Origin of the sequence: Rossellomorea sp. GCM10028870 (assembly GCF_042666755.1) — a bacterium.
GTDB lineage: Bacteria > Bacillota > Bacilli > Bacillales > Bacillaceae_B > Rossellomorea.
Genome location: NZ_JBHTGN010000003.1, coordinates 245,563 through 272,081, shown reverse-complemented (window position 1 = coordinate 272,081; position 26,519 = coordinate 245,563). Strand labels below are relative to the sequence as shown.

The window sequence follows — 26,519 nt, the reverse complement described above, 5'->3', positions numbered from 1 at the left end:
ATGATCAGGAGGGATTGTCATGGACGAAAATATTAAAGAGCATGTGGATAGGCTCCTTTCCTATATGAAGGAAGAAGCATACAAGCCATTGACGGTACAGGAGCTTGAAGAAGCATTCGGAATTAAAGGGTCCACGAACTTCAAGGACTTCGTAAAGGCTCTTGTCGTAATGGAAGAGAAGGGGTTAGTCGTTCGCACTAGAAGCAATCGCTACGGCCTGCCTGAAAAAATGAATCTGGTAAGAGGGAAAGTATCCGCTCATGCAAAAGGATTTGCGTTTGTGATACCGGAAGAATCCGGGATGGACGATATCTTCATCCCTCCTAATGAAACGAATAACGCCATGCACGGCGATATTGTATTAGTAAGAGTGTCTACTTCTTCTTCAGGTTCGAGAAGAGAAGGAACCGTCGTCCGGATCGTCGAACGTGGTGTCGACCAAATGGTTGGTACGTTTACGGAAAGTAAGCATTTCGGATTCGTGATTCCCGATGATAAAAAGTTTGCCAGTGACATCTTTATCCCTAAATCTGCTCAAATGGGGGCAGCCGAAGGACATAAGGTCGTCGTGAAATTAACATCTTATCCTGAGGGACGTAAAAGTGCCGAAGGGGAAGTCATCGAAATCCTCGGGCATAAAAATGATCCGGGAGTCGATATTCTGTCGATCATCCATAAGCATGGGATTGACGTTGAATTCCCTGAAGAGGTCATGGATCAGGCGAATAAGGTGCCAAGTGAAATTGACGAATCGGAAATTCCAAACCGGAAAGACCTTCGTGATCAGACCATCGTCACGATCGATGGCGCAGACGCTAAGGATCTGGATGATGCCGTAACGGTGACGAAACTGGACAATGGGAACTACAAGCTTGGAGTACATATTGCAGACGTCACGTATTATGTCAAAGAAAGTTCCCCAATTGATCAGGAAGCCTTTGATAGAGGAACTTCAGTATATCTGGTAGACCGGGTAATCCCAATGATTCCTCACCGGTTATCGAATGGTATTTGTTCTCTTAATCCCAAGGTCGATCGTTTAACTCTATCCTGTGATATGGAAATTTCACCTGATGGCGATGTCGTGAAACACGAAATCTTCCAAAGCGTCATTAAAACTACGGAACGAATGACGTATTCTGATGTCAACAAAATTCTTGTCGATAAAGACGAAGAACTTCGAAAAAAATACGAGCCGTTAGTACCGATGTTCGAAGAAATGGAAGATTTAGCGCAGGTTCTTCGTACGAAACGCATGAAGCGTGGAGCCATCGACTTCGATTTCAAAGAAGCGAAAGTACTTGTCAATGATGAGGGAGAACCGACGGATGTGGTTCTGCGTGAACGCTCGGTAGCCGAAAAGCTGATCGAAGAGTTCATGTTAGTGGCAAATGAGACGGTTGCTGAACATTTCCACTGGATGGAAGTGCCGTTCATCTATCGTATTCATGAAGACCCGAAGGAAGACAAGTTGCAGCGCTTCTTCGAATTCATTACGAATTTCGGTCTGATTGTAAAAGGGACAGCGAATTCGATTCACCCTCGGGCTCTTCAAGAGATTGTGGAGGACGTCCAGGGGGAACCTGAAGAGATGGTCGTTTCGACGATGATGCTTCGTTCCATGCAGCAGGCGAAATATGACCCTGAAAGCCTCGGTCACTTCGGACTGGCGACAGAGTTCTACACTCATTTCACTTCACCGATCCGTCGTTACCCTGACTTGATTGTTCACCGCTTGATCAGAACTTATTTAATTGAAGGGAAAATTGATCAGGCAACCCGTGAAAAATGGGGTGCTCAAATGGGCCACATCGCTGAGCACACATCAAGCCGTGAGCGTCGTGCAGTGGATGCAGAGCGTGAGACAGATGAACTGAAAAAAGCAGAGTATATGGAAGACAAAGTGGGAGAAGAGTACGACGGTATCATCAGTTCCGTTACGAACTTCGGACTGTTTGTTGAATTGCCTAACACGATTGAAGGTCTTGTTCATGTGAGCTATATGACGGACGACTACTACCGGTTTGATGAGCGTCACCTCGCCATGATCGGTGAAAGAACGGCAAACGTATTCCGAATCGGTGACGAGATCACCGTTCGTGTCGTGAGCGTCAATAAAGATGAGCGTTCCATAGACTTTGAAATCGTAGGAATGAAGAATAATCGCAAGGAGCGCGAAGACCGCGTTCGCTCGATCCGCTCTGATAAAGGAAAATCGGACCGTGGAAAATCGAATCGATCTTCAGACCGTAAAAAGGACGGCGAGTGGTCAACGCGTCCGCCGAAAAACAACAAGAAGAAAAAGACGAATAAGAAACACTTTGAAAATGCGCCTCGAAGCAAACGTAAAAAGAAGAAATAAGGGGTGAGGAGCAATGGGATATCCTTTGCTCCTTTTCCTTTCCAAGTGTTTCGGTACAATTTTTCCGGGAGTTATGAGATAATAAACAGTAAACTCTAGAAAGAAAATGAGGGGATTCTAATGCCAAAGGGAGAAGGCAAGCTTATTGCCCAAAATAAGAAAGCTCGTCATGACTATGCCGTAGAAGAAACTTATGAGGCGGGTCTAGTACTGCAAGGAACAGAAATTAAAGCAATCCGTGGCGGCCGGGTGAACTTGAAGGATTCTTTTGCCCGTGTTCAAAATGGAGAAATTTTCGTTCATAATATGCATATCAGTCCTTATGAACAGGGAAATCGATTTAATCACGAACCCCTCAGAACACGTAAGCTGCTGCTCCATAAAAAGCAAATCAATAAGTTGATCGGTGATTCGAAGGAAGCAGGATATAGTATCGTTCCACTAAAGCTATATATCAAAAATGGTGTAGCTAAGCTTCTGATCGGTCTTGCCCGTGGTAAGAAGAAGTATGATAAACGTGAAGATTTAAAACGAAAAGAAGCGAACCGCTCTATCCAGAGAGAACTGGCTCAGCGTCAAAAAGGCATGTGATTGTACAGATTTCCGGAATCTGGCATTTGCAATTATCTCAGGATTTGTTATACTAATAGATGTCGCGAGGTAATCTTGTGGCTGTAAGAACAATTGAATAAGTGACTTACACGCTGAACTTATTCTTTCCCGTTCTTCCCTTTCTATCATGGGGACGTTACGGATTCGACAGGGATAGTTCGAGCTTAGGTTGCGAGCCGTGGGGATCGTCCACGATAAAACGTCAAAGCCAATAATAACTGGCAAAACTAACAATAACTTAGCTTTAGCTGCGTAATAGCGCTTTAGCTGTTCCTCCCTCCATCGCCTATGTGGTAGGGTAAGGGACTCACTCTTAGTAGGCTACGCCGGAGTCCACCGTCTGAGGACAAAGGAAGAGAACAATCAGACTAGCTGCACGGACGCCCGTCGATAGGCAGAAGCTGCAGTGAACTTGCGAATATATCGACTACGCTCGTAGACGCTTAAGTGGCGATGTTTCTGGACGTGGGTTCGATTCCCACCGTCTCCACCAAATACATATTTGGTGGTTTTTATTTTATCGATTTTAAGATTAGGCTTTAAAATACCTATATTATGTGCCAATTTTGAGCCATGCTCTGTTTGAATGCAGAAGCATGGCTTTTATTATTCACTTGAAGGACCAGTTTAATAGAATAACCTTTCTTACAACTTCCTAAATAAACTGACAATTAAATTGTGAATAAACCCCATTAGTGTATAATTACACTAATGGGGTATTCGTTTACAACTAAATTTAGAGTTTTTTAAAAAGGAGTAAAAAGGTAATGGTCAATTTTATCAAAAACAGAATATCAACTATCATTACGATCACATTGGTTAGTATTTTTCTTACTTATTTATCATACGTCGTCTATACAGATATAGGTGAGAAAAAGCGATATGAGGCAATATTTAGGTATTTGACAGTAGAGAAAGGATATAAAGAAAGTGATATATCAAAGATTGAAGCCGTACATTCAATACAGGCTTTTTTATTTTCCTATGAACCATGGAGTATACCGGTAGTATTTAATGACGAACCAAATGCTATTTATTATTATCATTATAACGACGGAGTAATTAGTCAGGGTGGTATTTCAGGTTATACAGAAAGTGAAGTATATAAACATTTTGAAAGTGTTAAGGGAGGGTTGGATAAAAGTAAATTGATCGATTGATACATCCATTAGGACTTCAAAAGCAAGAGATCTGGGGCTCCAAGATAAAAAGTTCTATTTGAGGGGCGTTGAAACCAAATTTATAGAGTAATTTGCTATTAATTAGAAAAAATAGTGTTTAGGAAGGAGGGATAGCGAATGTCTATGAAAAGGGTAACAGGATTAGTCGTTGTGTTTGCAATGGTTATGGTGGTGACCACTCTAGGATCACAAGGCGTATTTGCCGAATCAGGTACTGTAACTCAGCTTATGGAGACGGAGAAAGCGATGATTGAGGTCGAGTTGAAAGATGATTACTTTAATCCGGAAGTCATCACGATTCCAAATGGGACAGCCACAACGTTGATATTGAAAAACAAAGGTAAGAAAGAGCACACCTTCACTGTGGAAAAGCTTGGGGTTGACGCCGAGGTCCAGCCAGGAAAAGAAAAAACGATTACTGTGAATCCGAAACAGCGTGGTACATATGAATTGATATGCCGGTACCATTTCCAGGAAGGAATGGTTGGGAAAGTAATCATCAAATAAAAAGCGGGCCTATATGGCCTTGCTTCTTTTTGTAAAGGAAATCCACTTATTATGACCGTGATCTCATCATGACAATTGAATTTCCTTCACAAACGGATGCTAAGTTCAGAAATGGATCTATGTATTATTCATAATAGTTCCACCTCTTATAAATGGTAAATAGTATATAGGATAACTGATACTAATTTGAATGGGGTGGAAAGGTGAAATATTTTAAACCTATATTTGATGACGTTCGTTCATCTCAACTAATATTCACTCATCATAAAAAAACGATGAAGTTCAGTTTAGTGTCTATTTTTGCCTGTATTGCTGGTATTCTGCAGGCTGCTGGTGGCTTTTTACCAGGTATAGGATATTTAATAAGTCCCCTCGCCACTGCACCTATTCTGTTATGTTCCATGTTCTCCATTCCATTTGGAGGAATGTCCTATTTACTGACAATCATGTTGTTATTTATCCTGCAGCCCACTGAACTAATTGTCTTTCCTTTTACAACAGGATTGTTAGGACTTGGCATAGGGGGATCCTTTCACTTTTTTAGAGAGAGAGTAAGTATCATTGCTACAGGTGCCATTCTTTTAATGGCAGGAATTATGAGCCTGCTATTTATTGTTGACTTCCCGGTTTTAGGGCCTGCATCCCCTGGTTTCTTTTCATTACTTACAACGGGAATTATATGTGTATTTGCTTTTCTTTATAGCTGGTTGTGGGTTGAAATGGCTTTAATCCTTTATAGAAGATTAAAGAGGATGATTATTTAAGATCATGGAATTATTTCAAAAACAGTGCCTTGGTTAAGGTCAGTCACTTTCGTAGAGCTATAAACCCCTAAATATAATCTTGTCTGCTTTAGATTCGTCCCCAAACTAACATAATAGGCAGATTGAGACCCAAAATCATAATCGGTCTGTATCACACTAAACTCATTTTGTTTACCATTTAGCCTTACGGTGGTGTAAGCTAAGGCCCCTCTAACCTGAGGGTGGGATTCTTTCCGGGCAAGATCGGTGAACACAACGCTTCCTGTTAAACCAGGGATTCTTTTCCCCATATACGGCTGGACTCCTGTAAGTGCAGTTCCTTCAAACTTATCGGGTCTGGTGTCTTTATGAAAATAACTAGTTAATGGATGAAGTCGGTTTCCTGAAAGTGTTACTGCTTCATTGTAAAAGGCAATAGATTTCTCATCCCAATCCGGAGTTCGTGAGCAGGCTTTAATAATCGAAGCAGGAAAATCACCTTCCCAGCCCCGCCAGCCAAAGTTGATGAACTCTTCATAGTCATGTTTGAAATTCATGGAAGAAGCTTGAACAAGCTGAGTAACCTGTATTGGCTGATACTGAACAAATGAAAAAATCGACTCGACCAGATGCTGTCCGACATTTCCAACATATTTAATATACTGATTATAGTATCTTTGAAATGAAATGCCTGGTATATTGCGAACCCCCTTGGCCATTACGGTGAGCGTTTCCTGAATAGATGTGGGAAGTTCATTAAAACGAGTGACAATGGGTGGGTTATTGATGGGTGTATTCTTATTTACATCAATTTCAATTATTTTACCAGATATTTCCATGTTGTCCTGACTTAAGTTAAATGGATCATAGCCAGACCCGCCATCTCCGGTTGTTAAAACAAGGTTACCTGTTTCGGGTGAGAAATTTAAACTATTGAACCCATTATGATTATAAAATGGTCTTCTTAAATTAAGCAATGTCCGTCGTTTCCTGGGTGTCCCATTCGCATGTAATATCCATTCTTCGATCGTATCAATATGATCATATTGATTTTCCCTATTTGTCCACCTGAGGTTTAATGTTGCAGGATCACACGGGTCAGGCTTATAAGACTCATCAAGCGCACCTGATCCTTCTGTTCCAGCGGCTGAATAATGAAGATAAAACAGACCGTTCAAAGTAAACTCTGGATGAAATGCCAGCCCCAGTAATCCCCGTTCATCATAACCGCCTCCAGAAACGCCCAGTCTTAGAATTCGTGAGCGAATATCTAAAAACGTCCGGATAACTCCATTTCTTATGTAAAAGATTTCTCCTACCTGGGTTGCGATAAATAGTCTTTCCCTTGAGTCACCCGGGAGTAAAGCCGTTTTCAACACAGTGGGTAAATTGATCTTACTTACGATAGGCTGTAAACCAACTTTTACTTTTATCAACTGACTTTGCCCTCCTTCTTATTGTTTTCTTATGATAAGAATATGATTTGAACCGTCTATTAGTACAAAATCAGGCGGGAATCAGACAAGGCTTATGGAGCGTCAGCTTGGTTTACAACCCTTGTTTACTGATGATACTGTGAAAAGTTACTGACTATTGCTATCTTTATGAATTGGTTTTCCAATAACGGTATAAAAATGAATTCATAAATAGATTTTTACATACATCACGCTTTAATAGGGGATTTTATTGGTATCTATCAAAATGGAGGCATATTTATGGACTACAAACTATTCAGTGCAATCAACCTGCTTTCTGGACGCTCGGAACCGGTTGATTTACTGATGATCTTTTTATCAAAAAAGATTCGTTATGTTTTTATATTTGTTTTGCTATTCATGTGGTTTCGAAATGATCATTATAGAAGAGTGTCGTGGAATGCAGTGATGTCTTCTGTAATTACTTTGTTTCTTCACACTTTGGTTAAGTTATTCTACTTTAAGCCGCGTCCATTTGCCAAACGGCGGGTCGGCATACTCATTCCATCAAGAACGGATTCTTCATTTCCAAGTAAGCATACCTTGCTGGCATGTGCCGTTTCTACGTCCATTTTTCTTTATGATCGTTTCCTTGGTTCGATCATGTGGATACTATCTGTGTTGACAGGTCTTTCCCGGATTTGGCTGGGACATCATTATCCATCTGATATTATCGGAAGTGCCATCATAGCCTCTATGACCAGCATGGTAGTGAGTAAAACTGCTGGTGGTTTTAAAGGTGAAGGAACACATCACTGAGTGAAGGTTCATTACATGAGCGTGGAAATTTACTATAAGAAAATAGCAACGGCAAAAACCTCTCTTCGTTCAATAGCGATGAGAGGTTTTTTCTTTAAATAACCACGGAATGACCTATTAACTTTCCACTTGCTCCTCTTTTTTAATCCTGCCGGAAAAAACGTTCTCATACAAATACTGAAATCCATACATAAATATCGATTTTAATAAAAAGAGTAACGACAGCTGCATTCGTGTAAACCTGATCAAGGTGACATATCCGATCCTCTTGAACCAATTCAACATGAAGATAGTGAAAAAAGAATCTACAATCAAATTAACCAGGAAATAGATCCAGAACTTCCCGTATGTGTATTTAAATATCCAAAATGACCCAACAAAAAAAGGACCTAGAATCAATGGCAGTTCAGCCAGTACATTCGGTTTGATGGAAAAAGGAAACCACCACCATTTTCTCCGGGTAGCCAAAATGCCCTCTGCTACTAAATATACGCACATAAACAGTGTACCGGGTAGAAATCTAATGAACGTTTTTTTGCGCAGAAGTGGAAGGGATAACCAGGGCAGCAAGGCCATTAACATAATCATTTGTTTTCTATTCTTCATAGAAGGACACCCTTTTCATCATAGTGGTAAATATATTCTTCCTTTTTTATGAAAAACTTATGTACATTCGTGCACGATTCTTTAATCTAATGGTAGTTCTGAATGAAGTCCTTCTTTTTTCACTCCTAATTAAATATATAAATAATAAAAAGGGGGTAAAAATGTGGCGAATCAAATGATCACGACATGGGAGGAGCACTTATTCTGGCTTGAGGTATTACAGGATCATGCTTATTTCATCAGAGACCACTTATCTGCCGCTGAAGCAGAGTATGTGGGTGTTTCACAGCAGTACATTCAACTATTCGGGGAGCTTATCGACCAATTAAACCGCGTTCCGCGTACAGCAGACCATCAGGATGAAACCATGGTCTGGTTTTCGAATAAGGTGTGGCCGGTGGCCAAAGGTTATTTCGAATTTGAAGGAATGCTGCAATCGTTAAGGATCGATAATAAAGTTAATCTAAATTTATCCCCTACTTACCTAAATGGCACGCTTGCAGAAAACCAGGAATACTTGCGGATTTTAATGTATCTCCAGAAGGGTGAAGAGCCAGAGCCGCTTCCTTTGGTGAATTTGATGGATTTATGGCTTGAAGATCAGCTGGGGCACGCGGTATTATTTCAAAACATACTCGATCCCATAGAAATTAACGCGAGCAGGCAGGCAGAGGCTTATATTAACCAATATCAAGTGTATATCATTCAAAATCGGCATCTGAAAGGATATCTCCGATTTAAGCAGCCTGGCTTCGCCCGGCAGAGGGAATTTGCCCATGAAGTTGGTCAAACGACTTTGGAAATGAGTCAGTATATCTCTGGAATGGTTATGAAATATAATAAGAAAAAACTGCTGAATAAAACCACTCTCCGTTTTTTAGAACATCATTTCCCTGAAACCTGTTATTTCATTAAAAAGCTCAGCTATTATTCTCCAAAGCTCAAGGAGGCTGCCGGAACTTGCTCTTTAAAAAGAGCCACCTATTTATGATAGGTGGAAGGGGATATCTGAAAGGTGATTGGTATTAGATGCCTTTCACGGAAAGAAGTTATGTAGGGTTTAATCATCAGCAGGAGGGTTTTATATAAAGGTTGAACGGCAGTGGTAAGGGAATCTTACTTTTCTAAATAATCAATTCATAAACCGCTCTCAAAATTATTCTTGAATAATTTTGAGAGTTATTTTTTTGAGATGTGAGAAATTCTTTCCAACATTGTTACCGTTCTGTGAATAAACTTCGACGAAATTTCGAAAATCTGTTTAAAGTTAAGTGAAACAAGGGTACCTTTTAATAGAATTTGATAGTATAGGTCTACAGTGATAAATCCGACATAAAGGAAGGTGATTTCCCCTATGTTCAATAAATTCAAGCCATACTTGATTGTCTTGATCAGTCTGGTTTCATTATTTTTCATCATTATATTCAGTTCGGGAAGTGAAATGATCATTCTCGATCCGAAAGGGCCGGTAGGGGCCGTTCAGAAAGATCTCATCATGCTGTCAATCTACTATATGCTTGGCATCATGGTTGTCGTTCTTTCCTTCTTTACTGTTATTCTCCTAAAATATCGCAGCAGTAAAAAGGATAGCGATTACAAGCCCGAAATGCACGGGAGTACGAAATTAGAAATAATATGGACGCTTATTCCAGTTTTGATTGTTATTGCCTTGTCTATCCCAAATACAAAGGCATTATATGAATTAAAGGAAGCTCCAAAAGCAACTGCTCATAAAGATCCGATTGTGATCCATGCGACTGCTGCTGATTGGAAATGGATCTTCAGTTATCCAGAGGAAGGTATTGAGACAGTTAATTATGTCAATGTACCGGAAGATCATCCCATTTTATTTAAGGTGACGGCTGCAGATTCCATGGCTTCTTTCTGGGTGCCTCAAATCGGCGGACAGATTTATGGTATGCCGGGAATGGTGAATGATTTATACTTACAGGCTGATGAGCCGGGAACGTATGATGGAAGAAATTCAAACTTCACTGGTGAAGGGATGACCCACCAAAAGTTTGATTTTGTTGCGTTAGAAGAAGGGAAGTATAGAGAGTGGGTAAAAGATGCTCAGGAAAATGAGCCGAAGCTGACGGAAGAAACGTATGAAAAGCTCATGCTTCCTGACACCGTAGACAAGATGACTTTCTCATCTACTCACTTATCCATCGTCGACCATGGGAAGAATTCTGAATATGCCATGGCGATCCGTGAGAAATATGGTGTAGAGGCATCTTCACATGGTGCGGATAAAGATGCTGAATCAAGTCATGGAAATCATGGTGATCATGGAGACATGGAGGATCATGATCACCATGAAGACCATGATAATGAAGAGCATAAAGGCCATGAAAATAACGAAGGACATGAACACTAAGAAAGGAGGACTTCTAGATGTTTGATTTTATAAAGGATAATTTAATCCTCAATGATCCGTTGATTCTTGGAGCCAATATTTCCATCGTTTTCACCGTAATCGGGATCGTCGCAACCCTAACATACTTTAAAAAATGGAAATGGCTATGGAACGACTGGATCACGAGTGTTGATCATAAAAAAATCGGTATCATGTATATCATTGCTGCATTGATCATGCTCTTCCGCGGAGGAGTCGATGCACTTTTAATGAGGGCGCAATTAACGGTGCCCAATAATGAATTTTTATCATCACAGCACTACAATGAAATTTTTACGACACATGGTACGATCATGATTCTATTCATGGCAATGCCATTCTTACTTGGACTAATGAACGTCGTAGTCCCTCTCCAAATAGGTGCAAGGGACGTCGCGTTCCCATTCCTGAATAACTTAAGTTTCTGGTCATTCATGTTTGGGGCGATCCTTTTCAATATGTCATTCGTATTCGGTGGATCACCGGATGCCGGATGGACGAACTACGCACCATTGGCAATCGAAGGAAGTCCGGGACCGGGAATTAACTATTACCTTCTTGGCTTGCAGATTTCCGGAATTGGTACATTATTAACGGGGATCAACTTTGTTGTTACGATCATCAAAATGCGTGCACCAGGCATGACGCTTCTTCGTATGCCGATGTTTACGTGGACGACATTGATTACTGCATTCATCATCGTATTTGCTTTCCCGATCTTAACGGTGACATTAGCGTTGATGACATTTGACCGATTATTCGGTACGCATTTCTTCACGCTGACAGCCGGCGGGAATCCGATGCTCTGGTCGAATTTATTCTGGTTATGGGGACACCCGGAAGTATATATCGTTATTTTGCCTGCTTTCGGTATTTTCTCAGAAATCATTGCAACATTTGCAAGAAAAACATTGTTTGGTTATAAATCAATGATTATCTCACTAGTAGCCATTTCAGGGTTAAGCTTCGTTGTGTGGGTTCACCATTTCTTCACGATGGGCGGAAGCGCTGCGGTGAACAGTGTATTCTCGATTTCGACGATGGCGATCGCCATACCGACCGGGATCAAGATATTCAACTGGTTGGGTACTCTTTACAAGGGACGGATTGAATTTACCGTCGCCATGATGTGGTCCGTTGCGTTTATTCCAACCTTCCTGATCGGTGGAGTGACAGGGGTCATGCTCGGTATGGCTGCAGCTGACTTCCAATATCACAACAACTACTTCCTGGTTGCTCACTTCCACTACACGCTGATTGCCGGTGTGGTATTTGCCTGCTTCGCAGGACTCGTATACTGGTATCCAAAAATGTTTGGTCATAAGATGAATGAACGAATCGGAAAATGGGCTTTCTGGTTCTTCTCTATCGGTTTCAATGTATGTTTCTTACCGCAATTCGTCTTAGGGTTTTCCGGTATGCCAAGACGTGTGTACACATACGGACCAGAAGATGGCTGGACAGCATTGAATGTCATCTCTTCTGTCGGGGCTTTCGGAATGGGAGTAGGATTCATGATCATCGTCTATAACGTCTACTATAGCTATCGTTTTGCAAAACGGGAACTATCAGGGGATGCCTGGGATGGACGTACGCTTGAATGGGCGACCAGCTCTGCGATTCCACCCCATTATAACTTCGCTCATGTTCCTGAAGTGAAGAGTGCGGATGCTTTCTACTATATGAAACAAGAGAGAAAAGAATCTGGCAAACCGGAAAAGGTTGAGTATAAACCGATCCATATGCCAAGTAATGCAGGGACACCATTTATCATGTCCGGGTTATTCTTCGTTGGAGGATTCGGCTTGGTGTTTGAACTGTGGTGGATGGCGATTCTTGCCCTTATCGGTATCTTCGGATGCATGGGATACCGTTCACTATTCTCACACAAACAGGATGCTGGTTACTATGTAAGTGTGGAAGAAATAGAAAAAACTGAAAATCCGTATAAGAGGGAGGCGTGAATATGGCACATAGTACAAATGTAGATCCAAATACGCCACTTGAATATCAATCGGAGATCGGCAAACTGAATATTTTCGGATTCTGGGTTTTCCTTGGTGCGGAAGTAGCTCTATTTGCCACTATTTTCGCTACATTCTTTGCCCTTGAAAGCGGCACGGTTGGAGGACCGCTTCCATCTGAAGTATTTGATCTGAAGAATACAATCATCATGACGTTACTATTATTGATCAGTAGTTTCACGTCCGGGTTATCGATAAATGAATTAAGAAGAAGAAATGTCAAAGGGATGATGGTCTGGCTGATCATCACACTGCTCTTTGGAGCAGGATTCCTTTACATGGAAATCACGGAATTCCTTCACCTGATCCATGAGGGAGCAGCCATGGGAACCAATGCATACTGGTCTTCTTTCTATCTATTGACCGGAACGCATGGTCTCCACGTATCACTAGGTATTTTATGGATTATACTGGTTATGTTCCAGGTGAAAAGACAAGGATTAAATCCAGATACCGCTAAAAAACTATTCGTATCCAGCTTGTATTGGCACTTCCTGGACTTTGTATGGATCTTCGTGTTTACAAGCGTGTACTTACTAGGGATGGTGGGATAATGGAACACAATACAGCGAATCATAGTCGTATTCCTTGGACACAGATCATAGGTTTTGTTTTATCCATTGCATTGACATTTTTGGCCGTTTGGTTCGGACTTTACGCAGGACTCGCGTACAATGTGATGGTGGCTCTTGTATTTGTTCTTGCCTTTATCCAGGCGGCAATCCAACTGTTTATGTTCATGCACGTAACAGAAGGAGAAGGCAGATGGCAGGTAGGAAAAATGATGTCAGCTGCATTCATTGCCCTTGTGATCGTACTTGGATCGATTTGGGTATTGAGCAATATGCATTAATGCATTAATTTGAAATAGAGACCGTTGAATTCATTCAACGGTCTCTATTTTTATATTCTCAACAGAAACACAGTATATTCCTATAAATAGAAAAAATAGTAAAATTTTACTGGTGATTTCGCCTCTTATTTCGTCTTGCGAAATAATGTATGATTCAGTATATTCAAACTATTAATCTACCAGGAGGATTTGATTGTTGAAAAAACCGATTGTATCTCTTACTCTTGCCGCCACTTTATCCATTGGAGCCATTGGGTTACAGCCCGCTTTTGCTCAAAGTAGCGAAGTCGGATATCACCATGTTCAAAATGACTTTGATAAGAAACTATTAAAAAAGATTGATGGAGAAAAAATCTATCAAAACATTGATTACTTATCAAAAGTTCCACGTGTAGCCGGGACAGTTTCTGAAGAAAATGCTGTTCACTATATTAAGGAGCAATTTGAATCGTATGGATATGAAGTGGAAATCCAGCCATTTACGTTTTATGGCTACACACCACCTACTACGATTGAGCTATCTGTAGAGAGCCAACAAGGGGAATATGCGCCAAGAGCATTTACATACTCAGTCAGTGGAAATGTAACGGGTGAACTTGTTGATGCGGGTCTTGGAAAGAAGGAAGACCTTCAAGACCATGACCTGACGGGGAAAATTGCCCTTGTTGAACGCGGGGAAATCAGTTTTAGTGAAAAGGTATTAAATGCAGCTGAAAAGGGAGCGGTCGGAGTCATCATTTATAACCATTCAGATGGACCATTAAGCGGTACATTAGGAGAACATAATGATGACTTTGTTCCGGCAGTTGCCCTATCAAAAGCAGAAGGGGAAGCACTTTCAGCTGAGTTGGGAAAATCAGTCACCATTACGATCGAAGGAGCGGAAACAGGAGAAAAAACTTCTCATAATGTGATTGCAACAAAGCATCCAAAAAATAAAAAGAAAGCAACTGACGATATTATTGTCGTAGGTTCTCATCATGATTCGGTAGCTGGAGCTCCTGGAGCAAACGATGATGCCTCAGGAACTGCTATGACTCTCGAGCTTGCACGTGTCCTGAAGAATGAACAGACAGATACGGAAGTTCGCTTTATCACATTCGGAGCAGAAGAAGTAGGCTTACTAGGTTCTTCACACTATGTTGAGACGTTATCAGAAGATGAAATCGATCGTACGGTGGCTAACTTCAACCTTGATATGGTAGGTAGTAAAGATGCAGGTGACCTTGTCATGCTTACTCTCGATGGTAAGCCTAACCTTGTGACGGAGCTTGCCCAGAAATCAAGTGAAAAACTAAACGGTGAGGCGACACCATACGGTCAGGGTGGACGCAGTGATCATGTTCCTTTTGCTGAAGTAGGAATTCCTGCTGCACTATTTATCCATAGCCCTTCAGAACCTTGGTATCATACACCTGAAGACACCATTGATAAAATTAGCAAAGAAAAGCTTCAAGATGTGGCCGAAATCGTGGGATCTGCTGTTTATGACCGTGCCAGAGTGGATTTTAAGGGTCCAAAGGCTAAAAAAGGTCCTAAACTAAAGGCGAAAGAAGAGATGTTTTACGAGCAGGATATTAAATAAACCCTATCAAAAATAATCAGACTTCAATCTTTACCAATCAACTAACAAACTACTAATAATGAAAAATCAGCCCCTAAAAAGGGCTGATTTTTTGAGTTTATTCTTCTTCACTCTCATAGTTAAATTGCCACTGAATACCAAACTTATCGGTCACCTGACCATACAACTTGCTCCAGAATGTCTCCTGAAGCTCCATATCCACCTTCCCGCCTTCTTTCAGTTTGTGGAAACGGGTTGTCAACTCTTCAGTATCGTTGCTTACCAGGGCCAGGGTGATATTGTTTCCTTCCACGAAAGGCATATCAGGAAACACGTCGGAAAACATGACGTTGCTGCCATCGATTGTCAGTCTTGTATGTAACACGAGGTTCCTGGCTTCTTCAGGAAGGGGATAATCAGGGTGGGGAGGTGCTTCTGCAAACGTCATGATCTGCGGTGGCTCCGTACCGAATACCTCTGCATAATACTCCACTGCTTCTCGACAATTCCCATTAAAATTAAGGTAAACATTGACTGACATGTCTATCACTCCTATTGATTATAATGACTACATTTTTTATTGTAGCATCATCTTGTCCTTGTTGGTTAAAAAATATGAATAATCAATCAATTTAACCAAACAAAAGAACGGCAACCTCAACGTCGGAGGTGGCGCTCACTACCTTCACTCTGCTTTCAATTCCTTCAAGACATTGATTCCAAACAAAAGGACACCGACTGTAGTCACTACACCACCGGCAGCAATAACCGGGACGACGCCTTCATTTCCAAGTATTAAGAAAAATAAACCAATCATCATAAGGGGCAATCCGACATTGTGAAGCCAGAAATGAGCTTTAGCCAGTTTAGTAGAAGATACTGCCGGGAATAAGTGATAAATGAGACCTGCTAACGTTAGGGCAGTCCAGCCTAATAAGTTAATGTGGACATGGACCGGAGACAAACTGTAGTCATGAACCATGGACATATACAGTCCGATACACACACCAATCATAAAGTAGACGACAGAAATTTTGATCAGTTTAATCCCCATCTAATTTCCCTCCTTTTCTCTGGTAATATATGAGAATTTTGACCTATATAGAAGTTGGGTTTCCGTCCATGTATCTAATTTAATTTCAAAAAATAGGCAGATAGTGTTTATTGGGTGTTATACTGAAAGAAATGGGTATTCATCTGTCTTTACAGAATTTTCGTGGAAGCCTCTCATAAAGTTCGAGAAGAATGTAAGCGTTTCCTGATGAGTGGAGTTCCTGAAAAAATGAAGGAGTGATAAGGTGGAAACTGAGACATCACTAACCGGCACGATATTCTTAAGTAAACTCATCACTCAATACGCGTATATACATCAAAAAACGGTAGGTAAAACAGCAGATGAATACATTCGTCAAATCGGCCTTCGTACAGGTGAATGGATTGAAGGATTATATGGGGATAAAGGTGAGGATTGGACGGTCGACCGATATGCAGAGGTCATTGTCGATTTGAAAAATTCAATCGGTGGGCATTTTTACATATCTAAAGTATATTCTGATCATGTCGTCGTAAAGGCTACGGCTTGCCCATTTGGAGAAGTCGTTCAGGATGCTCCACATTTGTGCAATATGACATCTAGCGTATTTGGAGGGATTGCATCCCGTCAATTCGGTTATTCTAAAGTGGTTCTGCGAAAACGAATAGCAGCTGGGGACTCACGCTGTGAAGTAGCGGTATATTTCCGTGAAACAGAAGAAGAAGGAGACGTCTACCGAGACTTACATTATACTCCTAATCACGGTAGTCCATATCATTGGGAAGAAGAAACCATTCGACTATTAAATGAACAGCTAAGGCAAAGTGATGAGCTGGTCATGAAACTTGTTAATGAGCTGGAAGAGTTGAGGGAGCAGGTCAAACAGAATGAATAGATTGCTAGAAAAGCGGGATTTATCTGCAAAGGGTGCAGTTTTCGTGTGCAATTTGATTAAATGACGTATTAAACGTTTCGTGAATCAACATGAGACGTTTTTTTCTGGAATTTCACCTTTTAAGAACCGTTTTTATATGGAGAGTAATGAAATTATTGGGGTTTTGGTATTAATCGTTGCCTACTGTGTCAGGAATTGATAGAATCATCAATTAGAGAAACTGTAATTCGAAAATGGGGAGAAAAAAATGATAAATGTCACTAGTGGATTTAGAATCGAAAAAGATTTTCTTGGAGAAAAAGAAGTACCCGAAGATGTGTACTATGGAATTCAAACCTTACGGGCAGTGGAAAATTTTCCGGTTACGGGGTACAAAATCCATAAAGAGATGATTGATGCCTTAGCAGTCGTGAAGAAAGCGGCAGCATTAGCAAACATGGAAACCACACGTCTTTATGACGGGATCGGTCAAGCCATCGTGCAAGCTTCTGATGAAATATTGGAAGGGAAGCTTCATGAATTCTTCATCGTCGATCCCATTCAGGGAGGGGCAGGGACTTCCATCAACATGAACGCTAATGAAGTCATTGCCAATCGTGCCCTGGAGCTAATGTCCCATCTAAAAGGTGAATATGGAAAGGTAAGCCCGAACAGTCATGTGAATATGTCACAGTCAACGAATGACGTATTCCCGACAGTCATTCATATTTCCACACTGAAGTTATTAGAGAAACTACTTGTCACGATGGAACATATGCTGAACGCCTTTAAAAAGAAAGCACAGGAGTTCGATCACGTCATTAAGATGGGACGTACCCATCTTCAAGATGCTGTTCCGATTCGCCTTGGGCAGGAGTTCGAAGCGTATAGCAGGGTAGTGGAGCGTGATATTAAACGTATCGGACGAACACGGGAGCACCTCTATGAAGTAAACATGGGGGCGACTGCAGTAGGAACTGGATTAAACGCGGATCCTGTATATATCAAGAGTGTCGTGAAACATCTGGCCGATATTAGTGGGTTACCATTAACGGGGGCTGAGCACCTTGTCGATGCTACGCAAAATACCGACGCATACACAGAAGTTTCGGCTGCACTGAAGGTATGTATGGTCAATATGTCCAAGATTGCCAATGACCTGCGTATGATGGCTTCGGGCCCGCGCGCCGGACTTGGTGAAATATCACTGCCATCCAGACAGCCCGGTTCTTCCATCATGCCCGGTAAAGTCAATCCGGTCATGCCTGAACTAATCAATCAAGTAGCCTTTCAGGTCATGGGGAATGATCAGACCATCTCCTTGGCATCAGAAGCGGGCCAGCTTGAACTGAATGTGATGGAACCAGTACTCGTATTTAATCTCCTTCAGTCTATCAGTATCATGAACAATGCGTTCAGAAGCTTTACGGACAATTGTCTTGTGGGAATTGAAGCGAATGAGACACGTATGAAAGAGTATGTGGAAAATAGTGTGGGAATCATTACAGCTGTGAATCCTCACTTGGGGTATGAAGTCGTATCCAGAATCGCCAGGGAAGCCATTCTAAAAGGAAAATCAGTGAGAGAGCTATGCTTGGAATATGATGTTTTGACAGAAGAAGAGCTTGATTTAATTCTGAATCCTTATGAAATGACGAATCCTGGGATTGCGGGACGAGTGCTATTTGATCGGGAATAGGTTTTAACCAGTATAACGAATGAAGAGAAATTTTCCTTTATAAATAGGGGAGGTTTCTCTTTTCTTATTTTTAGAAATCACACTTGGGAATGTTTATTAGCGGTCTAATTCTCTATTCACTACACCCATAAGACTTTTGTAGGGTTTAATTGGTTTATACCATTAAGACCAATTAACTCATAAAATCCTGTACCTTGCCCTCAGAACACATTAATGACAAAAGCTGTCTATTTGAATTTATCACTTTCCTTGAAAAGGTAAAAATGTATATTTATTAATAATTTATATATATTACCCAATAAGATAAGGATAATTACTTCCCATTAATAGCTTATAAGAAACGAATATCCTATGTATAATGATAGATATATACAAGGGGGGAAGTGAAACAATGTCTATAGGCAGGATCATCTACTATCATCGAAAAAAACAAAATAAAACACAAGAGCAGCTTTGCAAGGGGATATGTTCAACCACTCATTTAAGCAAGATTGAGAACAGTTCTAAAGAAGGAAATCTGGAAACATTAGAATTACTTTGTAAGCGACTTGGTGTATCAATCGAAGAGGAAACGGCAAAGACACTTTACTTGAAACGCCAGCTAGCCCAATTCTATGAAGCGATTGAGAGACTTCATCGAGATCATGCCGAAAGACTGTATCAGGAGTTACAAAGACATAAAGACTATATCCAATGTACGGAAATGGTTTACTTATTTGAGCTTTACATGCTTCGATATCAATTATTCACGAACAATCCAACCGAATATGAACAGGCTTCTCTTGGACTCAAAAAGAATATGAGTAAATTTTCATCGTTTGAAAAGTATTTATGGGAGTTCTTTCAGGGAATTTATTACGGACAGAAACAGCAATACTCCAAGGCGCTTTCCATCTTTGATCAAATAGAGGATAGAGCCGATCTCTATAGTGAGAAAGTAACAGATTATTATTACTATAAAGCGGCTAATCATGGGTTATTGAAGCATTTTACATTGTCTCTGCATTACTCACACAAGGCATTGAGGATTTTTCAGAACACTGGGAACATTTTGAGGATACTCCATGTGAAAATCGGATTATCGGCTAACTTGATTTATATTAACGATTTTGAACGTGCAGAAGTCATGTTGCATACGGCCTTAAACGATGCAGAGATGTTAAAGGATAACGAAACGAAAATTACCGCCCTTCATAATTTCGGATTGCTAAATAGAAAAAAAGGAAGGCTGCAAGAGTCGTTAGACTATTTCTCCCAGTCCCTCAAATTGAAAAAAAAGCATACAATGGGGTATTACGGCACATTGATTGAAATGGTACAAGTGTTGCTGGACTTGAACGAGAGGGAAATAGCAATCAATCTTTTGCAGGAGAACCTAAAAGATTTTAAAGATCAAGAGTCCGTTAAATATACGGAGTTGATGGTGTTGTATTTAGATGCGACAGAGGATGATAAACGGCTTAGCGACTATTTAATCGATCGTGGTCTGCCAATGATGAAGCAATATGATCGTTATAAGGCCGCGTCATTTTCAGAACGACTAGCGGTTTATTTTAAAGAGAAGGGGGACCTGATTTCTTCCAATCACTATCTTCAATTATCGAATGAGCTATTGAAAAAGTTAATCTTTAACCATATTGAACCTCTTCAAATAAAAAAGTAAAAACAAGCGACTGCTATTGGTTGCTTGTTTTTTTACTTTTATAAGAAATTTAATAGGGATTATTCACCTTTCGGTAAAGGGTGTATTTACCTATTTATAAGGGTGTAGGAAATAAAAAATAGGTACAAAGACTAACTCATGCGAAACTTTCCCAACTTTCTTCATGACTTAATAGAGAAATGTCATAAAAAAAATAGAATCTTTAAGATAAATGTCGGAAAGTGTAAAGAATTTTCCCAATTAACAGTCATATTAAAGAAGATTAAAATACAAACTGTAAACAACTCTACGCTAATGGATGAATATAAGAGGGGGAAAAGTATGAATAAGAAACGTTCAGCCAAGATCTTGACGGTTGCACTGGCTACAAGTTTACTAGGCACATCAGGGATGCCATTTAACGTGATGGCAGAAGGTTCGCCAAATCCGTCTAAGTTCACACAAGTAAAAGATGTAGAAAAGACGTTGATGAATCTATCGGATGAGCAGAGAAGTGCTCTTAAACAGATCGAAGCGAAACCGGATTTTGAAATCGCTCCGAATATTAATACAGAAAGCGAAGGACTCGTTGATGTCATCGTTGAATTCAAACAGGCACCTGCTAAAGTGGAAGTGATGAAGCAGGCGGCTAAGGGACTCCGAACGACTACTAAAGCAGCGGCTGAAAAGGTAGAGAAATCTCACAGTGAATTCAAACAAACATTCCATTCTATGAAAAATAAAAAGAGTGCAAGCTCTGGATTACAAGATGCGAAGATCACGAAAGAATATCGTTCCGCCATCAATGGTGTCGCGATGTCCATCCCGGGAAATGAGATTGATAGTTTGCTGGATTCCGGGGTCGTGAAACGTGTATGGAAAGATGAAGTCGTTCAGCTTGAACTTCCGGAAATGGAAGGGGAAGCTTCTGAATCTAAAATGATGGATAGTATCCCGCAAATCAATGTAGATAAACTTCATGATGAAAATATAACGGGTGAAGGAATCAAGGTCGGAGTACTTGATACAGGAATTGACTATCATCATCCTGATTTGCAGGATGCCTATAAGGGTGGTTATGATTTCATTGATAACGATAATGACCCTATGGAAACAACCTATGAAGATTGGCAGAATTCAGGTAAACCTGAGGTCAATCCTGCTTCTGGATCAGCCTACTACACGGAGCATGGTACACATGTCTCGGGAACGATTGGCGGCGAACAGAAGAATACAGTCGACTATGCGGTAAAAGGGGTTGCCCCTAATGTCGATTTATATGGCTATCGTGTTCTTGGTCCGTACGGTGCTGGAACAGCCACAAGTGTCCTTTCAGGAATTGAGCAAGCTGTCATCGATGACATGGACGTCATGAACTTATCTTTGGGTGCTTCAACGAACGATCCGCTATATCCGACTTCGGTTGCAGTTAACAATGCGATGCTCTCAGGAGTGGTGGCAGTAGTGGCAGCAGGAAACAGTGGGCCGGAAGAAGGAACACTTGGAGCTCCAGGTGCAGCGGCCCTCGGCATTACGGTTGGGGCAAGTGATTTTGACATGGATATCCCTACCTTCAAATCCATGAGTGTAAATGGTGAAACATTTGAGAATGTTTTATTATTGGGAAAGAACTTTTCCGATGATTTATCATCTCTTCAAAATCAGTCAAAACAAGTAGTTTTTGCCGGACTTGGATATGAAGCTGATTTTGAAGGGAAAGATCTAACGGGGAAAATTGCCTTGATTCAACGTGGTGAAATTGCCTTTGTGGAGAAAATGAAACAAGCGAAAGAAGCAGGGGCTGAAGCTGTCATCATCTACAATAATATAGACGGTGAGATTCAGGCCTATTTGGGAGAAGGATCAGACTATATCCCGACCTTTCGTATGACAAAAACGGATGGAGAGCGTTTGAAAGGGCTAGGCGATAACGCATCCATTACGTTTGGAGATGTAGCGTCTGTCCAAACAGAAGGGGATAACCTGGCCAGCTTCAGCTCAAGGGGACCTGTGGCTGGAAGCTATGATATTAAACCGGATGTTGTGGCACCTGGGGTAGCGATCTTCTCAACCATTCCAGAATATATCAATAGCCCGGAAGAAGGGGTAGACTATTCTGCAGCCTATGCCCGCCTTCAGGGAACATCGATGGCAACACCTCATGTAGCGGGAGTGGTGGCCCTCATGCTTCAAGAAAATCCAAATCTCTCACCATTCGATGTGAAAGCCGCCTTAATGAACACGGCAGAAGATTTGAATGGTGACATATCCGTATTTGAACAGGGAGCGGGACGTGTGGATGCCTATGATGCAGTACATGCCGATGTATCCATCAAAGTGATGGATACAACAAAAAATCTAAATGAAAATGGTGAAGAGGTCGAGATCGATGAAGAGACGGCATCCATCTCTTTCGGAAGTCACTACAAAGATGCCGATGGAATTAAAGCAGACAGCAGGATGAACATCGAGAACAATGGCGGGGAAGACAAGTCATTCAAGGTTGAAGTCGAATACCATGGTGAACGTACAGGTATCAAGGATTCAGCTGCGAACGGCATTCACTTAGACGTTCCGACGAGTGTAGCGGTTGCCGCAAGCGGTTCGAAAGAGATTTCACCAACGATCACGGTTCCGGAAGATGCAGAAGAAGGGCGATATGAAGGATATATTCACCTGACGAATGCAAGTGATGCGAGTGAAACGTACCAGGTTCCGTTTGCGATCCGAGTCACTGGAAAAGGGTTCGACTATCTTGAAACAGACAGGCCCGCTCTTGCGAATAATACGCCTAAGTGGCAGTACTACAATCCATACCTAACAGCAATATTCAAAATGAAAAGCCCACTGACCAAGTTAGACATTATAGTGAAAGATGGACAATCGGGTCAAGCTATTGGATTCATTGCTTCCCTTGAAGATGCGAATGCAAAGCCTGACAAAAAATATTACATTCCTTATGTTTTCTCAGGGGTCGTTTATCCGTTTACAAATGACAATCAAAATCCGATATCAGACCAAAGTATTGATTTGCCTGAAGGGGATTATGAATTAGAATTCATAGGGTACGACGAAGAGGGTAAAACGTATACGATCGACACACCTGTCATCGTCGACAATACAAAACCCCAAGTGACATTTGATAAAGCTTCAGATGTGTATGAAATCAGTGAAGATATGTACACAGAAGAGTTTGGAAAGACAGCATTCTGGCTACACGGAAATGTGCAGGATGAAACAGTGGAAGTCTTACAATCAAAAGGTATGGATTATGATCAATCATCGAACAAATTTTTGATAGCAACGGGATCCCGTGAGTATTATAATTGTTGTTTCCCTTCAGCGGATTCAGAAGGGGATACTCAGTTTGGAATCGAACCTTCTGATATTGCAGATGGACCATTAAGATTAAGTTTAGCTGGTGCTGATATGGCAATGAATGTCAATTACCAAAGATATATCTTCTTACAAGAGGGCACTGAGTATGTAACGTCTGACTACAACAAGAAAGAAGTCGGGATAGACGATACAGTGACCATGACTTTGAGCTTGAATAACGTAAAAGACCTTATTTCCGGAGAGTACACGATTCAATATAAAGGAGAAATGTACTCATTCGAATCGGCAAAGCTGAATGATGAATTTAAAGCCTATGCAGAAGAAAACGGACTTCAACCATCACTTCAAGACCCCGTTGAGGGCAGTCCAGGATATTACCAGACCGTCAAAGTAGGAGCTTCATTGAACGGAGAAGGGTACTCAGGTTTGGATGGTGATATGCCTATGGTAGATGTTACGTTCAAGGTCAATAAAGATGACTGGTTTTATGGATATGACAAACTTGATGTAACACAGTCAAGTTACACAAAGGCCGGTGAAGATGAGGTGGTATCTCTTCCTTATTACAGCACTTCATCATTTGATTTCGTGTCCAAACATTCAAGGATCGAAGGGTATATTAAACCAGAAGCATTTATGAAGAAAAGTGGTAGTGGCAATCTTATTTTACCAACTGGTGTTGCTCAAAATATCGGATCGAAGGTATACGCCTTATCACCGACTGGTAAAAAATATGAAGGCAGCATCGACTCAAGAGGGAAATACACAATCGAAGGTGTTCCTGCTTCACGTGAGACATACAATGTCGTAGTGGAAATCCCAGGACATTTAAAGACCTACTCGTCATTCATACCTGGTTTCGAATTGAATGGTGAAATTTTAGGAAGGTTCAATTCAGTAGGGTCCGATATGAGTCTAGCAGGTGATGTCGATGGAGATCATATGATTGATATTAATGATGCCATCATCACCGTCTTCTCTTATGGAAAAGAAGGCGTCGGAGTAAATAAAGGTGACCTGAACCAGGATGGCAGAGTAGATGAAACGGATCTGCGTTTGATTGAGAAGAATTTCTTAGAAAAAGGTCCAGATGCCAAAAAGAATAAAAAACCAAAAGAAAAACATGGCAAGGTGACTCTGGAAAAATTATTTCACTCAATTGGTCTTGAATTAGAAGAATAATAAAAACGGAGAAAGAGGTGTCCTATGGGGCACCTCTTTTCTTGTATAAAGAAAGTGCTAAGTTCACCAGAACGAGTGATAACTCTGACTGATGGAATTATCAGCAATGAAAGACTAAATCAATTTGATGAAATTCCTCAGAAATAAAATCATCTCAAATCTCTATAGAATGAAATGGAAACTAACTGGTTAGTGAGAAATGAAATTTTATAGTGCCCACAGAAAAAAGAAAGAATTAGAATGCGAATAGCAGGTGAGAAAAATGAATGCAACTTTATTTCAGAAGATTCAGCACTCTATGAAAGAGTTGGGATGGAGAAAAATAGACTTAGCACAACGCTCGGGGATTCATATGAGTGATATAAGTCGGACTTTCAATCATAAGCAGCCACTTTCACTTAAGCATCTGGATGCCATTACAAATGCTCTTGGATTGGGGCAGGGTTCTCTTTATCCGTTTTATGTAGAGGAATGCTTTAACGAAGACCAATTATTGGACAAACGTAGAAGTATTCAGTTCCTGTATAAGTGTATAACGCTTGGTTATGAAAAGCAGAAGAGTGATCTGTTGCTTATCATGAAAGCAGAAACGTCAGACACGAACCGAACCAACTATTTGTCCTATATTTTTACCGTTGCAGAGAACCTATTGAAAGCGAAAAAAGAAGAGAAGGCGTTACCCCTGTATGAATTGATTATTGAAAATGAACCGAATGATTTCTCAACACAACTGGCAACCAGTTATTTTAGGCGATTTTATATTGTGAGGATGACTGAGAACGCACAAATGGCACTTACCCATGTGTTAGAGCATCTGATGTGTTTGCCAAGAGAAGTTAGAATGGAAGCGTATTTATGGATTACAGCGTATTACTATCGACGTGAGCAATGGAAAGAAGTTCTGTATTACGCTGAGAGATTGGAAAGCATGATCAAAGAGGGTGAGTATTATGCAAGAGCCCTTATGTATAAAAGTTTTGCATTGGTACGCCTGGGTGGATCACTTGAAGAAGTATTGGCTCTTACTGCTCGATATGCTCAAGAAAACGAATATTTTGCTGAAATAGCCGCTGGAAACCGGTTTGCTGCTTATTTAGATTTTGGACATTTGGAGTATGCAGATGAGTATCTTGCTTGGTTAGAAGGTAGAGAGGATACATATATTGGTTTGCCAAAGGTGCTCGAGGCATATGTTCAACTGAATCGTATTGAGGATGCGAAACGGCTTTTGGACTGGTATCAACATATCATTGCTGACATGGCTGTTGGTGGAGAGCTGTGGCTGAAGCAGAAGGTGAATTTAGATTTTCGGTACGCCTATGCTCTGTATCAGTGTGAAACCCTTCTATTGCCGGAAGGATTGGATGAACTATTGAAGGTGGCGAGTACAGCAAATCAAATAGGTAATATAGAGAGATTTAAAAAATGTCTTCTCATTTACTGGAAATACAGGCATCATGCGACAGATGACCAAAGAAACAAATATATACAACTGTTAGGTATAAATGAATACCATGAAATTTATTGAAGCAGTTATATACAGCGACATAGCCAATCTAATTTTCTTAATATTCCAGGTGATCAAGGATTTATGATAAAGAAAATTAAAAAACTGAAACTCTCTTGAATAAAAAAACTGAATTTGATGAAATTTTGCAAAAGTTAA

21 protein-coding genes and 1 other RNA gene are annotated in these 26,519 nt (G+C 40.8%); 18 read left to right on the top strand and 4 right to left on the bottom strand.

Annotation, left to right across the window (positions count from 1 at the left end; translation table 11 throughout):
• Window positions 1-19 precede the first annotated feature (19 nt).
• The 6 genes from rnr to ACFQWC_RS15155 all read left to right on the top strand — a co-directional run bounded on the left by rnr (window position 20) and on the right by ACFQWC_RS15155 (window position 5,426).
• The gene (gene rnr / locus ACFQWC_RS15180; protein ID WP_341356949.1) at window positions 20-2,362 is read left to right on the top strand and encodes a ribonuclease R; all 2,343 of its coding nucleotides are present in this window, start codon (window positions 20-22) and stop codon (window positions 2,360-2,362) included.
• A 120-nt stretch (window positions 2,363-2,482) separates the two neighbouring features.
• Window positions 2,483-2,953: an SsrA-binding protein SmpB gene (gene smpB, locus ACFQWC_RS15175; RefSeq protein WP_044338267.1), complete on the top strand. Its 471-nt coding sequence runs from the start codon at window positions 2,483-2,485 to the stop codon at window positions 2,951-2,953.
• Window positions 2,954-3,103: 150 nt separating this feature from the next.
• Window positions 3,104-3,467: a transfer-messenger RNA gene (gene ssrA / locus ACFQWC_RS15170) on the top strand.
• 274 nt (window positions 3,468-3,741) lie between these two features.
• Window positions 3,742-4,134: a DUF3139 domain-containing protein gene (locus ACFQWC_RS15165; RefSeq protein WP_377108289.1), complete on the top strand. Its 393-nt coding sequence runs from the start codon at window positions 3,742-3,744 to the stop codon at window positions 4,132-4,134.
• A 138-nt stretch (window positions 4,135-4,272) separates the two neighbouring features.
• On the top strand, window positions 4,273-4,662 hold the full coding sequence (locus tag ACFQWC_RS15160; RefSeq protein WP_377108287.1) for a cupredoxin domain-containing protein: 390 nt from the start codon (window positions 4,273-4,275) through the stop codon (window positions 4,660-4,662).
• A gap of 203 nt (window positions 4,663-4,865) precedes the next feature.
• A complete protein-coding gene (locus ACFQWC_RS15155) occupies window positions 4,866-5,426 on the top strand; it encodes a hypothetical protein (protein WP_377108285.1) in 561 nt (186 codons plus the stop codon).
• 2 nt (window positions 5,427-5,428) lie between these two features.
• Here the strand turns inward: ACFQWC_RS15155 and ACFQWC_RS15150 are convergent, their stop codons facing one another.
• Complete coding sequence (locus tag ACFQWC_RS15150) at window positions 5,429-6,841, bottom strand: PQQ-dependent sugar dehydrogenase (RefSeq protein ID WP_299743364.1); 1,413 nt, start codon at window positions 6,839-6,841, stop codon at window positions 5,429-5,431.
• Between the two features lie 279 nt (window positions 6,842-7,120).
• Between ACFQWC_RS15150 and ACFQWC_RS15145 the strand changes: the two genes are divergently transcribed.
• Complete coding sequence (locus ACFQWC_RS15145; RefSeq protein ID WP_299743367.1) at window positions 7,121-7,639, top strand: undecaprenyl-diphosphatase; 519 nt, start codon at window positions 7,121-7,123, stop codon at window positions 7,637-7,639.
• Between the two features lie 117 nt (window positions 7,640-7,756).
• Here ACFQWC_RS15145 and ACFQWC_RS15140 read toward each other — a convergent pair whose 3' ends face one another.
• Window positions 7,757-8,245, bottom strand: a complete 489-nt coding sequence (locus ACFQWC_RS15140; protein ID WP_377108282.1) for a hypothetical protein — start codon at window positions 8,243-8,245, stop codon at window positions 7,757-7,759.
• 163 nt (window positions 8,246-8,408) lie between these two features.
• Here ACFQWC_RS15140 and ACFQWC_RS15135 point away from each other — a divergent pair, with 163 nt between their 5' ends.
• The 6 genes from ACFQWC_RS15135 (at window position 8,409) to ACFQWC_RS15110 (ending at window position 15,105) form a co-directional block, all read left to right on the top strand.
• Window positions 8,409-9,236 (top strand): DUF2935 domain-containing protein, encoded by an 828-nt coding sequence (locus ACFQWC_RS15135; RefSeq protein ID WP_299743370.1) that lies wholly within the window; start codon window positions 8,409-8,411, stop codon window positions 9,234-9,236.
• Between the two features lie 363 nt (window positions 9,237-9,599).
• Window positions 9,600-10,625, top strand: a complete 1,026-nt coding sequence (gene qoxA, locus ACFQWC_RS15130; protein WP_377108280.1) for a cytochrome aa3 quinol oxidase subunit II — start codon at window positions 9,600-9,602, stop codon at window positions 10,623-10,625.
• 17 nt (window positions 10,626-10,642) lie between these two features.
• Window positions 10,643-12,607 (top strand): cytochrome aa3 quinol oxidase subunit I, encoded by a 1,965-nt coding sequence (qoxB, locus tag ACFQWC_RS15125; RefSeq protein WP_377108278.1) that lies wholly within the window; start codon window positions 10,643-10,645, stop codon window positions 12,605-12,607.
• 2 nt (window positions 12,608-12,609) lie between these two features.
• The gene (gene qoxC / locus ACFQWC_RS15120; RefSeq protein WP_148970166.1) at window positions 12,610-13,221 is read left to right on the top strand and encodes a cytochrome aa3 quinol oxidase subunit III; all 612 of its coding nucleotides are present in this window, start codon (window positions 12,610-12,612) and stop codon (window positions 13,219-13,221) included.
• Complete coding sequence (qoxD, locus tag ACFQWC_RS15115; protein WP_149156577.1) at window positions 13,221-13,520, top strand: cytochrome aa3 quinol oxidase subunit IV; 300 nt, start codon at window positions 13,221-13,223, stop codon at window positions 13,518-13,520. The genes qoxC and qoxD overlap by 1 nt, the downstream gene beginning before the upstream one ends.
• A gap of 196 nt (window positions 13,521-13,716) precedes the next feature.
• The gene (locus ACFQWC_RS15110; protein WP_299743387.1) at window positions 13,717-15,105 is read left to right on the top strand and encodes a M20/M25/M40 family metallo-hydrolase; all 1,389 of its coding nucleotides are present in this window, start codon (window positions 13,717-13,719) and stop codon (window positions 15,103-15,105) included.
• A gap of 97 nt (window positions 15,106-15,202) precedes the next feature.
• Here ACFQWC_RS15110 and ACFQWC_RS15105 read toward each other — a convergent pair whose 3' ends face one another.
• Both ACFQWC_RS15105 and ACFQWC_RS15100 read right to left on the bottom strand, forming a co-directional pair.
• A complete protein-coding gene (locus tag ACFQWC_RS15105; RefSeq protein WP_299743389.1) occupies window positions 15,203-15,625 on the bottom strand; it encodes a VOC family protein in 423 nt (140 codons plus the stop codon).
• 144 nt (window positions 15,626-15,769) lie between these two features.
• On the bottom strand, window positions 15,770-16,138 hold the full coding sequence (locus tag ACFQWC_RS15100) for a cytochrome-c oxidase (RefSeq protein ID WP_299743391.1): 369 nt from the start codon (window positions 16,136-16,138) through the stop codon (window positions 15,770-15,772).
• 244 nt (window positions 16,139-16,382) lie between these two features.
• On the opposite strand from ACFQWC_RS15100, the gene ACFQWC_RS15095 reads away from it, so the two are divergent.
• The 5 genes from ACFQWC_RS15095 (at window position 16,383) to ACFQWC_RS15075 (ending at window position 26,381) form a co-directional block, all read left to right on the top strand.
• A complete protein-coding gene (locus ACFQWC_RS15095; RefSeq protein ID WP_377108275.1) occupies window positions 16,383-17,012 on the top strand; it encodes a methanogen output domain 1-containing protein in 630 nt (209 codons plus the stop codon).
• A 247-nt stretch (window positions 17,013-17,259) separates the two neighbouring features.
• Window positions 17,260-18,690 (top strand): aspartate ammonia-lyase, encoded by a 1,431-nt coding sequence (gene aspA, locus ACFQWC_RS15090; RefSeq protein ID WP_341356944.1) that lies wholly within the window; start codon window positions 17,260-17,262, stop codon window positions 18,688-18,690.
• Between the two features lie 391 nt (window positions 18,691-19,081).
• Entirely contained in the window at window positions 19,082-20,353 is a 1,272-nt protein-coding gene (locus ACFQWC_RS15085; protein ID WP_299743397.1) for a helix-turn-helix transcriptional regulator, read from the top strand.
• 321 nt (window positions 20,354-20,674) lie between these two features.
• Window positions 20,675-24,853 (top strand): S8 family serine peptidase, encoded by a 4,179-nt coding sequence (locus ACFQWC_RS15080; RefSeq protein ID WP_377108272.1) that lies wholly within the window; start codon window positions 20,675-20,677, stop codon window positions 24,851-24,853.
• A gap of 262 nt (window positions 24,854-25,115) precedes the next feature.
• On the top strand, window positions 25,116-26,381 hold the full coding sequence (locus ACFQWC_RS15075; protein ID WP_377108270.1) for a helix-turn-helix domain-containing protein: 1,266 nt from the start codon (window positions 25,116-25,118) through the stop codon (window positions 26,379-26,381).
• Window positions 26,382-26,519 lie beyond the last annotated feature (138 nt).